The sequence below is a fragment of the Methylobacterium sp. genome (assembly GCF_028290105.1).
Classification (GTDB): domain Bacteria; phylum Pseudomonadota; class Alphaproteobacteria; order Rhizobiales; family Beijerinckiaceae; genus Methylobacterium.
In genome coordinates this window covers 1-10,862 of sequence record NZ_JAQGKL010000068.1, presented here as the reverse complement: position 1 = coordinate 10,862, position 10,862 = coordinate 1, and the positions used below count along the sequence as shown (strand labels likewise).

Annotated in this window: 12 protein-coding genes; 10 read left to right on the top strand and 2 right to left on the bottom strand. The window is 69.7% G+C overall.

The genetic code is table 11. The features are described 5' to 3' along the window. Positions 1–3: 3 nt before the first annotated feature. From JWQ05_RS05135 to JWQ05_RS05110, 6 genes are all read left to right on the top strand, one after another. Positions 4–825 (top strand): porin family protein, encoded by an 822-nt coding sequence (locus JWQ05_RS05135; protein ID WP_299655512.1) that lies wholly within the window; start codon positions 4–6, stop codon positions 823–825. Between the two features lie 124 nt (positions 826–949). Further along, positions 950–1,450, top strand: coding sequence for a pantetheine-phosphate adenylyltransferase (gene coaD / locus JWQ05_RS05130; RefSeq protein ID WP_299655510.1), 501 nt, complete (start codon positions 950–952; stop codon positions 1,448–1,450). 61 nt (positions 1,451–1,511) lie between these two features. After that, positions 1,512–2,057: a peptidylprolyl isomerase gene (locus JWQ05_RS05125; protein WP_299655576.1), complete on the top strand. Its 546-nt coding sequence runs from the start codon at positions 1,512–1,514 to the stop codon at positions 2,055–2,057. A gap of 79 nt (positions 2,058–2,136) precedes the next feature. Further along, positions 2,137–2,547, top strand: a complete 411-nt coding sequence (locus JWQ05_RS05120; RefSeq protein WP_299655573.1) for a hypothetical protein — start codon at positions 2,137–2,139, stop codon at positions 2,545–2,547. 4 nt (positions 2,548–2,551) lie between these two features. Beyond that, positions 2,552–3,010, top strand: coding sequence for a peptidylprolyl isomerase (locus JWQ05_RS05115; RefSeq protein WP_299655507.1), 459 nt, complete (start codon positions 2,552–2,554; stop codon positions 3,008–3,010). 146 nt (positions 3,011–3,156) lie between these two features. After that, positions 3,157–4,023 carry an EamA family transporter gene (locus JWQ05_RS05110; protein ID WP_299655504.1) on the top strand — a complete coding sequence of 289 codons (867 nt, stop codon included), beginning with the start codon at positions 3,157–3,159 and terminating at the stop codon, positions 4,021–4,023. Positions 4,024–4,044: 21 nt separating this feature from the next. Here JWQ05_RS05110 and mobA read toward each other — a convergent pair whose 3' ends face one another. Together mobA and JWQ05_RS05100 are read right to left on the bottom strand one after the other, a co-directional pair. Continuing rightward, positions 4,045–4,707 (bottom strand): molybdenum cofactor guanylyltransferase MobA, encoded by a 663-nt coding sequence (gene mobA, locus JWQ05_RS05105; RefSeq protein WP_299655501.1) that lies wholly within the window; start codon positions 4,705–4,707, stop codon positions 4,045–4,047. 6 nt (positions 4,708–4,713) lie between these two features. Beyond that, complete coding sequence (locus JWQ05_RS05100; RefSeq protein WP_299655498.1) at positions 4,714–5,838, bottom strand: Mrp/NBP35 family ATP-binding protein; 1,125 nt, start codon at positions 5,836–5,838, stop codon at positions 4,714–4,716. A gap of 474 nt (positions 5,839–6,312) precedes the next feature. On the opposite strand from JWQ05_RS05100, the gene JWQ05_RS05095 reads away from it, so the two are divergent. From JWQ05_RS05095 to JWQ05_RS05080, 4 genes are all read left to right on the top strand, one after another. Beyond that, positions 6,313–7,596 (top strand): diguanylate cyclase, encoded by a 1,284-nt coding sequence (locus JWQ05_RS05095; RefSeq protein WP_299655495.1) that lies wholly within the window; start codon positions 6,313–6,315, stop codon positions 7,594–7,596. A gap of 66 nt (positions 7,597–7,662) precedes the next feature. Continuing rightward, a complete protein-coding gene (locus JWQ05_RS05090) occupies positions 7,663–8,166 on the top strand; it encodes a pyridoxamine 5'-phosphate oxidase family protein (RefSeq protein ID WP_299655492.1) in 504 nt (167 codons plus the stop codon). A gap of 161 nt (positions 8,167–8,327) precedes the next feature. Beyond that, entirely contained in the window at positions 8,328–9,620 is a 1,293-nt protein-coding gene (gene pncB / locus JWQ05_RS05085; protein ID WP_299655490.1) for a nicotinate phosphoribosyltransferase, read from the top strand. A gap of 275 nt (positions 9,621–9,895) precedes the next feature. Beyond that, the coding region (locus JWQ05_RS05080) for an AI-2E family transporter (RefSeq protein ID WP_299655487.1) at positions 9,896–10,862 on the top strand (967 nt) is incomplete at its 3' end.

Here is a 10,862-nt window from a genome sequence, read left to right as displayed (position 1 = left end):
ATCGTGCTGAGACAGATCCTCCTCGCCGGCGCCACCAGCGCCCTTCTCGCCGGCGCCGCCTCGGCCGCCGACCTGCCGCGCCGCGCCGCGCCGCCGGTCTTCATTCCGGTTCCGGTCTTCACCTGGACGGGCGCCTATCTCGGCGTGAACGCCGGCTACGCCTTCAGCGAGCGTGACACGGTTCGCACCACCGGCATCGGCGCGCTCCAGCTGAACGTGGACCGTGGCTTCCGCCAGGCGGCCGTCGACGTCCGCCAGGAAGGCTTCACCGCCGGCGGCCAGATCGGCTACAACTATCAGTTCACCCCGGGCAGCGGCATCGTGGTCGGCGTCGAGGCCGATGCGGCCTACACGGACCTGCAGCGCACCCGCACCGACATCCGCTTCAACCCGAACACGCTGACCAACACCTACCGCAGCGACCTGTCGTTCCTCGGCACCGTGCGCGGCCGGATCGGCTACGCCTTCGACCGGTTCCTGGTGTATGGCACCGGCGGCTTCGCCTACGGCGACGTGAACCAGAGCGTGAACTTCCGGACCAACGCGCCCGTCGCCTATTCGGGCTCGCGCTCCAACATCGAGACGGGCTACGCCTACGGCGGCGGCATCGAGTACGCCCTGCCCACCGACTCGTTCCTGAACTTCTTCAAGTCCTCCGCCGTGACGATCAAGGCCGAGTACCTGCGCTACGACCTCGGCTCGCGCGCCATCACGGTGGCCAACACCAACACCGCCGTGTTCCCGGGCGCCGGCTACATCGCCCGCTTCCGTACCGAGGGCAGCATCGCCCGCGCCGGCATCAACTACAAGTTCGGCACGTACTAGGATCGCTCGGGGCCGGCGCACAGGCCCCATCCTCGAGACAGGCGGGCTCCCGAAAGGGGCCCGCCTTTTTCGTGACAGGCACGGAGGTTCCGTTTCCGGGCGAAATGCTCTACCCCGGGCCGCGATGATCCGCACCGCCCTCTACGCCGGCTCGTTCGACCCGGTCACGAACGGACACCTCGACGTCATCCGTCAGGCTTGCCGGCTCGTGCCGCATCTCGTCATCGCCATCGGCGTGCATCCCGGCAAGGCGCCGATGTTCTCGCCCGACGAGCGCGCCGACCTGCTGCGGGCCACCTGCGCCCCGCTGGCGCTCGCCGAGGGCACGGAACTCACCATCGTCACCTTCGACGATCTCGCGGTGACGGCGGCGCGGCGCGTCGGCGCGACCGTGTTCATCCGAGGCCTGCGCGACGGCACCGACCTCGATTACGAGATGCAGCTCGCGGGTATGAACGGTGCCATGGCGCCGGAGGTGCAGACCGTGTTCCTGCCCGCTTCCACCGGAGTCCGGCCGATCACCGCCACCCTCGTCCGGCAGATCGCCGCGATGGGTGGTGACGTCTCGCCCTTCGTGCCGGCCCTCGTGGCCGAGCGCCTCGCGCAGCGCTTCGCCCGATCCTGATTCCTTCGTTTCGACCAGCAGAAGAGAACGCCTGCCCATGAAGTTCGGCAACACCCTCGGCATCAACCGCCGGATCGCCCTCCTGGCCGTCGCCGCCCTGATCGGCACGGCGCCCGCGGCCCTCGCGGCGGACGAGAACACGGTCTTTCTCGATACCAAGGACGGGCGCGTCACCATCGAGCTGCGGCCCGATCTCGCGCCCAAGCACGTGGCGCAGCTGAAGACCCTGATCAAGCAGGGCTTCTACAACGGCCTGAAGTTCCACCGGGTGATGGACGGCTTCATGGCCCAGACCGGCGATCCGAAGGGCAACGGCACCGGCGGCTCGAGCCTGCCGAACATCCCGGCCGAGTTCTCGCAGTCGCCGTTCCGGCGCGGCACCCTCGGCATGGCCCGCTCGTCGGATCCGAATTCCGCGAATTCCCAGTTCTTCATCTGCCTCGGCGACGCGCCCTTCCTGAACGGCCAGTACACGGTGGTCGGCCTGGTCTCGTCGGGCATGGAGGCCGTCGACGCGATCAAGAAGGCGGCCCCCGGCGCGCCGGGCGGCGCCGTGCAGAACCCCGACAAGATCGTGAAGATGCAGATGGCGCAGGGGGCCAAGTGATTTGAGGATCGGCGGCTGGCGCATCGTCGGGTTCGTCGTGGCGCTGGCCACGACGACGCTCGGCGTCGCCGCCTCCGCGCTGGGTGCGCCCACGACCGGGCCGCTCACCCTGCCGGAAACCCTGCGGGGGACCGTCCAGGTGCCTCAGCAGGGCATGGCCGAGACCGGGGCCGCCGACACCCTGAAGGCACTTTACCCGATCCTGGCCGCCTGTTGGGAGGTGCCCCCGGGCCTCGCGCGCTTCGAGCGCACCGAGATCACCGCGCGCTTCTCCCTGCGACGCGACGGGTCGGTGATCGGCACGCCGCGCGTGACGTTCTCCACCCAAGGAACGGATACCCGCGCCTATCGCATCCTCACCGATGCGACCCTGGCGGCGATCCGGCGCTGCACGCCGGCCCGGATCACGCCCGCCCTCGGCGCGGCCATCGCGGGGCGCCCCATCGCGCTCCGTTTCGTCTACCAAGGACCCAAGGGACAAGGAGTCTAGACCCATGGCAGAGACCGAGACCATCATCCTGGAGACCACCAAGGGCCGCGTCGTGATCGGGCTGCGCCCCGACCTCGCCCCGAGCCACGTCGAGCGCCTCAAGGCCCTGACGGCGCAGGGCTTCTACGACGGCGTGCCGTTCCACCGCGTCATCGACGGCTTCATGGCCCAGACCGGCGACCCGACCGGCACGGGTTCGGGCGGTTCGGACCTCCCCGACCTCAACGCCGAGTTCAACGCCGAGCCGCACGTGCGGGGCACCTGCTCGATGGCCCGCACCAACTTCCCGCACTCGGCCAACTCGCAGTTCTTCATCTGCTTCGGCGATGCCCGCTTCCTCGACAAGCAATACACGGTCTGGGGCAAGGTCGTGGAAGGCATGGACGTGGTCGACACCCTCAACAAGGGCGAGCCGCCTCGCTCTCCCGACAAGATCGTCAAGGCGACCGTCGGCGCCGCCTGATTGTTCAGACCGGAGACGTGTCCGCCCACATGCGGGCACGTCTCCGGGGCCGGCGCCCAGGGCGACATGCGGCAGGGCAACGGCCTGCGAAGGCCCGACCCTGACCCTTCCGAAATCCCGCGCCCATGCCCGCCGCTACACTTTCGTTGCGTGATCTTTGCCTCGCCGTCTCCGTCGTGGCGGTCTGGGGCACCAACTTCGTGGTCATCCGGATCGGACTGGACCACCTGCCGCCCCTGCTCTTCGCGGCCCTGCGGTTTCTGCTGGCGGCCCTTCCGGGCGTGTTCCTGCTGCCCCGGCCCGCCGTGCCCTGGCGCAATCTCGCCACTTACGGAATACTGATCGGAGCTGGGCAGTTCGGGCTGCTCTTCATCGCCATGCGCGGCCAGATCTCCCCGGGCCTCGCCTCGCTGGTGATCCAGATCCAGGTCTTCTTCACCATCGGGCTCTCGATCCGGCTGACCGGCGAACGCGTGCCGGGCTTCCAATGGGCCGCCCTCGCGCTCGCCGCCACGGGCATCGGGGTCATCGCACTCCATGTAGATGCCACCACCACCCCGCTCGGCCTCGGGCTGGTGATCCTCGCGGCGCTGAGCTGGGCCGGCGGCAACATCGCGTCCAAGCGCAGCGGCACCCGCTCGATGCTGCCCTACGTGGTCTGGGCGAGCCTGTTCTCGGCCCCGCCGCTCATCGCGCTCTCGTTCCTGCTCGAAGGCTGGGACGCGATCCGCGACGGGATCCTGCGCGCCGATGCGGCGACCTGGGCGGCGGTGGTCTGGCAATCGCTCGGCAACACGATGTTCGGCTACGCGGTCTGGGGCTGGCTGTTGTCGCGCCATCCCGCAGCGCTGATCACCCCGATGGCGCTGTTGGTGCCGGTCTTCGGCATGGGGGCCTCCGCGCTCTGGCTCGGCGAACCGCTGCCGGCCTGGAAGATCGGTGCCGCCGGGCTCGTGCTCAGCGGCCTCGCCCTCGGCATCCTCTACCCTCGCTGGCAGGCCCGGCGCGCCTGACCGGACGACGACGCGCGGCGTTCAATCCCGCTCGAACTCCGCCAGAATCGACTCGGCCGCCGCCAGGTCCTCGGGCGCATTGATGTTGAGGAAGGGATCGAACGGCTCCACGGGCCAGGACACGGCCACCGCCTCGTGCGCCTTGAGGAACGCGCCGACCCGGCGCTCGCCCCGTTCCACGAGGGCGTGGCGCAGGTCCCCGCGCAGGGCCACCGGCCAGAGCGCGACCGTGAAGTGCTCGCGCGGCCCCGATGCCGCCATGACGATGGAGGCGCCCGAACCGGACCCGACGAGCCGGGCGACGAGGTCGAGGGGCAGGAACGGCGCGTCGCCGCTGACGCTGACCACATGCGTGAGACCGGGGTGATGGGCCGCCGCATGGTCGAGCCCGGCGAGGATGCCCGCGAGGGGCCCCGGATTGTCCGGAACCCCATCCGGCACGATCCGCCCCGGAAAATTGGGGAATCGGCGCGGATCGCCGTTGGCGTTCAGGATCAGGCCGCCTCCGCATTGGGGCTCCAGGCGCGACACCACCCTATCGAGCAGGGTGCGCCCGCCGAGGTTCCGCAGGGGCTTGTCGCCTCCGCCCATGCGCCGGGCCAGGCCCCCGGCCAGGATCAGGCCAAGGACCGGCGGAACTGGGACCAGCGGAGCTAGCACCGACGGCGCTGCGACCGGCGGCATCGGCGCCTACTCGATGACGATGCGGGGCGCGGCCCGGGGCGCCGGCCCGCCGGTGAGGTTGGCCCAGAGCTTGGCGGCGATCTCGCGATAGACCCGGGCGTGCGGCCCGTCGGGGTCCACCGCCACCACCGGGCGCCCGGCATCGGAGGTCTCGCGGATCGTCATGTTCAACGGCACCTCGCCGAGGAACGGCACCTCCAAGCGCTCGGCCTCCGCGCGCGCGCCGCCATGCCCGAAGATGTGCGAGGCCGTGCCGCAATGCGGGCAGACGAAGGTGGCCATGTTCTCGATCACGCCGAGGATCGGCACCGCGACCTTGCGGAACATGGTGACGCCCCGGCGGGCGTCGATGAGGGCGAGGTCCTGGGGCGTCGAGACGATGACCGCCCCGGACAGCGGCGTCGCCTGCGCCATGGTGAGCTGCGCGTCGCCGGTGCCGGGGGGCATGTCGACCACGAGGATGTCGAGTTCGCCCCACGCGACCTCACGCAGCATCTGGGTGATCGCCGATTGCACCATCGGCCCGCGCCAGATCATCGCCGTCTCGGCCTCGATCAGGAAGCCGATGGACATCACCTTGATGCCGAAGCCCTCCATCGGGGCGAGCAGCCGCTCCGCGATGACCCGCGGCTTGCCCGACAGGCCGAAGAGCTTGGGCACCGAGGGGCCGTAGATGTCCGCATCGAGCAACCCGACCTTCAGCCCTTGCGCGGAGAGCGCGAGGGCGAGGTTGCAGGCGGTGGTGGACTTGCCGACGCCGCCCTTGCCGGAGGCCACCGCCACGATGTGGCGCACGCCCGGCAGTGCCGGCCCGGTGCGCGGCGGCGGCGCGGCCGGGCGCCCGGGGGCGGGGGCCTGCGGGGGGGCGGGCTGGTTCGGACCGCGCTCCGAGGTCAGACTCGCGAACACGCCCGAGACGCCGGGCGTCGCCAGGATCGCCCCCTCGGCCCGGCGCCGGATCGGCTCGAAGCGCTCCGCCTCGCTCGGATCGATGAGGATCGAGAACATCACCCGGTTGGTCGGGTCCACCACCACCTGCGACAGCCGCCCGGAGGCGGGCAGGGTGGTCCCGGCGGCATCGACCGTCACGGTCGAGAGCACCTTCAGCACATCGTCACGGGTGATCGCCAAAGGCCTGGCTCCTTGCCGCGGCGGACCGGTGGGACTGGCCTCGGCGCGCAGATGATCGAGGACGTCGCGAACGCGTCGGCGGATCGCCGCCCGTTCGCACATGGCCCCATGCGACAGCACAGGCCACGCCCGAGCGCAAGCGCGCAACGGGCATGCGGTGGCGAGATGGCCGGTCTCACGGCGTCGCACCGGGCGGCGGCGTCTCCGGAACGATCGCCTCCCGGGAGCACCGGGCCGCTCACTCGGAGATCGCCTTCAGAGATCGGTAGGCATGGTTTGAAGGGATGGGGCTCGCCTTGCGTCTTCTGCCCGTCCTGCAACGTTCGGTGCTGACATGAGAGGGGCGCTTGGCGGCGGCCTCGAGCGACTGAGGATGGCATCATCTTGCCCAACTGGTTTCGTCGTAGGGTTTCGGGCCGCGCGGGGGAGACGGCTCCGCGCCCGCAGGTTGACGTCGCCGACCGCGATCTCACCATGAGCCCCTGGCTGCTGCGTTTCTCCCGCCCCGTCTCGGCGCGGTACGAGATCGATACGGGCCGCGAGCGCGCGCACCACCTGCGCCGCACGATCCTCATCGGGCTCGTCTTCCACAACGCCTACAACCTGACGACGGCGCTGCTGATGCCCGGCCTCCTGCCCCTGGGACTGGGGCTGCGGCTGTTCCTAGTGACGCCGCTGGGCCTCCTCCTGGCCTGGGCGGTGACGCGGATGCCGGGACGGATGCGCGAGCGCATGGTCACTGCCACGATGCTCCTCGTCACGGCGGTGCCGATCCTGCTGTTCAGCCTCGAATGGGGGCCGATGAGCGCGGTCTGCTATGTCGAGTACCCACTGATGACGGTCTTCGCCACCATGATGCTGGTGCTGCGTTTTCCCCACGCGCTGGTGCTCACGGGGGTCGGCGCGGCGGCCTCCTTCGCCAGCCTCTGGCTTCGCTCCGACCTCGCGCCCGAACTCGCCCTGTGCCTCGCGTTCCAGACGGTGACGGGAAGCTTCTTCGTGCTCTACGGCAACCACCAGATCGAGGGGGTGCGCCGGCGTGCCTACCTCGTCTCGCTCCGGGAGATCCTGCGCTCGGCCGGCCTCGAACGCGACCGCCGGGTGCTCACCGTGCTGTCGGAGACCGACGCCCTCACGGGGCTGGCCAACCGCCGGGCCCTCGATTCCGCCCTGACGGCCGCGGCCGGGGAGGCGCGGGGCACCGCCCTGCTGATGATCGACGTCGATCACTTCAAGCGCTTCAACGACGCCTACGGCCATCCCGCCGGAGATTCCTGCCTGCGCCGCATCGCCGAGGCCCTGGCGGGCGAGACGCGCGGGGGTCGCGATCTCGTGGCGCGCTACGGGGGCGAGGAATTCTCGATCCTGATGCGGGCCTGCGACCTGCGCGCGGTGGAGCGCGTCGTCCGGCGCCTGCGGACCGGCATCGCCCAGCTGGCCATTCCACACGGCGACCGCGACGACGATCTCGGCGTGATCACCGTGAGCATCGGTGTCGCGATCTCGGCACCCGGCCAGATTACCGCACCGGCGGACCTGCTCGCCGAGGCCGATGCCGCCCTCTACGAGGCCAAGCGGCGAGGCCGGAACTGCCATGTCATCCGCCCGGGCGGCGAGGCCGCCCCCCTGATCGACGAGCGGCGCCTCGGGCGGTTGGCCGCGATGCGCCGCCCGCCGGCGCGGATCGCCGCCGCGAAGCCGGCCTCGATCAAGGCCGCCGCGGCGCGCACCGAAACCAATGCCGCCCTGGCTCGTTGAGCACACGACCCGGCGTTGCACGACGGCGCCGGATAAGCCTTTCGACGAGTTGGAGACTGCGATCCCATGCACCAGGGCAACCACCGCGACCACGAGGGCGCCAAGAAACTCTTCGCGCTCATCAAGGACATCAAGGTCGCGATGATGACCACGGCCGACCCGGACGGGAAGCTCTACAGCCGCCCGATGTGGTGCCAGGAGGCGGACGAGAACGGCGATCTCTGGTTCTTCACCAAGCTGCATTCGCCGAAGACCGCCGAGATCAGCAAGGACAACCAGATCAACCTCGCCTATTCCGACCCGTCGAGCCAGACCTACGTGTCGGTCGCCGGCAAGGCCGAGATCGTCACCGAGCAGGCGGTGATCGACGACAAGTGGACCGAGAGCCTGAAGACCTGGTTCCCCAACGGCAAGGACGACCCGGAAGTGGCGCTGATCCGCATCCACCCCGAGAAGGGCGAGTACTGGGACAGCCCGAACGCCACGGCCCTGCACATCTACGGCTACGTGAAGGCCGCGCTCACGGGCGAGTCGCCGAAGACCGAGACCAAGAAGGTCGATCTCGCCTGAAGCACGGGTCGAGCGAAAAGACCGGGCGGCGCGCTGGAGAGCGCGTCGCCATTTTCATGCGCAGTGCCCCCGCGTCGCAGGCGATTGACTCGGGTCTCGGTGCCATGCGCCTCTGCCGCCCGACGGGCGCCGGGACCCGTCCAGGGGCCGCGATCCGAACCATGCTCGATCTCGCCACGCGGGTGTACAACCACAGCTTCAAGATCGATCCGATCGTCCGCTCGCTGCTCGACACGGATTTCTACAAGCTCCTGATGGCGCAGACGATCTTTCGCCGCCATCGCGACGCCCGCGTCACCTTCGGCATCCAGAACCGCTCGAAGCAGGTGCGGCTCGCCGATTTCGTCGATGCGGGCGAGTTGCGCGAGCAGCTCGACCATGCTCGCTCGATCCGGCTGAGCCGGGGGGAATCGACTTGGCTGCGCGGCAACACCTTCTACGGCCAGCGCCAGATGTTCTCGGCCGACTTCATGGACTGGCTGGAAGGCTTCCAACTCCCCGAATACGAGCTCGAGGCGCGGGACGGCCAGTACGTGCTGACTTTCCACGGCGCCTGGCTCGAGACAACCATGTGGGAGGTGCCGGCGCTGGCGATCCTCAACGAGCTGCGCACGCGCGGCGTCGTGCGCCATCTCGGCAAGCTCGACCTGCAGGTGCTCTATGCCCGGGCGATGACGCGGGTCTGGGAGAAGATCGTGCGCCTGCAGCGCCTGCCCGGCCTCTCCATAGCGGATTTCGGCACCCGGCGCCGCCACGGCTTCCTCTGGCAGGATTGGTGCGTGGATGCGATGCACGAGGCGCTGGGCGACCGCTTCCTCGGCACCTCGAACTGCCTGATCGCGCTGCGCCGCGAGGTCGAGGCGGTGGGCACGAACGCCCACGAACTGCCGATGGTCTACGCCGCCCTCGCCGACGACGATGCCGGCCTCGCCCAAGCCCCCTATGCCGTGCTCGCGGACTGGCAGCAGGATTACGCCGGCAACCTCCTGGTGATGCTGCCCGACACCTACGGCACCACGGGCTTCCTCAGGAACGCCCCGGACTGGATGAATGCCTGGACGGGCATCCGCATCGATTCGAAGGAGCCCATCGCCGGGGGCGAGGAGGCCATCGCCTGGTGGCGGGCGCGCGGCTCGGACCCCCGCGAAAAGCTCGCGATCTTCTCCGATGGGCTCGACATCGACACCATCGAGGCGATCCACGCGCATTTCCATGGACGCATGCGGATCGGGTACGGCTGGGGCACCCTGCTCACCAACGATTTCCGCGGCCTCGTGCCCGACGGGCGCCTCGACCCCATCTCCATCGTCTGCAAGGTCATCGCGGCCAATGGCCGGTCCACGGTGAAGATCTCGGACAATCCCTCGAAGGCGATCGGTCCGGAGGCCGAGATCGCCCGTTATACGCGCGTCTTCGGCGTGGAGGATCAGGCCGCGATGCCGGTTCTCGTGTAGCGTGTCCCGCGACGACGTGAACGTCCGGGCGGCACTGCTGTGCGGCAGCCGTATCCGGGGCTTCGCGCCGGTTTGAGATCTTTCGTGCCATGCACGGGAAGCGGGCGGAGCGGCGTCCGAACCCCGACGCTGCCCGTGAGACATGCAACGCTCACGCATCCGTGACGAACTGGTATTCCATCCGGGATCGTTTCCCGCGGCCGGGCCGTTCCAGAGGCGGCGCCGTTGGATCCGTCCGCCGGCGCCTTCGCGTCGCGTGGGAAAACGGAACCGGCATGGCCCTTAGATCGACCCCGAAGCCGTCCCTGGTCACGCCGCGGCCGACCCGGATCGCAGCGGCCGCCACACCGCCCCAGGCCCTGACCTCCCCATTGATCGTGGCCGCCCTGATCATGGTGGGCCTCTATGTCGGGCGCGATGTGCTGATCCCGATCGCCATCGCGATCCTGCTGTCCTTCGTGCTCGGCCCGCTGGTGAACCTGCTGCGGCGCTGGCATTTCGGCCGCTTCCTCTCGGTGGCGGCGTCCGTGATCCTGGCGCTCGGAACCGCCGCCGCCCTGGCGACGCTGATCGGCGTGCAGCTCGCCGACATCGCGCAGGACGTGCCACGCTACCGCAGCACCATCGAGCGCAAGGTCGAGGGCCTCAACGACACGCCCGTCGGGCGCATCGCCGGCTACGTCGCCAGCATCGGCCGCACGATGCGCGAGACCCGCGAGGAGGCAAAGCCGGAGCCGACACCGCAATCCGCGCCGCAGGCCGGGCCGGCCCCGCCCGAGAAGGCCATCCTCGTCGAGGTCAAGGAGCATGCACCGGGCCCAATGACGATGGCGGGGACGCTGCTCTCGCCGATCCTGCATCCCCTGGCCACCATCGGCATCGTCTTCGTGGTCCTGCTATTCCTGCTGATGCAGCGGGAGGACCTGCGCGACCGGATGATCCGGCTCGCCGGGTCCAGCGACCTGCACCGCACCACCGTGGCGATGGACGACGCCGCCAAGCGCCTCAGCCGCTACTTCCTGGTCCAGCTCGCACTGAACGCGTCCTTCGGTGTCGTCGTCGGAGTCGGTCTCTATTGCCTCGGCGTGCCCAACCCGGTGCTGTGGGGCATCTTCTCGGCGCTGATGCGGTTCGTGCCCTATGTGGGCGCCTTCGTCTCCGCGCTGTTTCCCCTCGCGCTCGCGGCGGCGGTCGACCCCGGCTGGTCGATGGTGATCGGCACCCTGATCCTGTTCCTGGTGC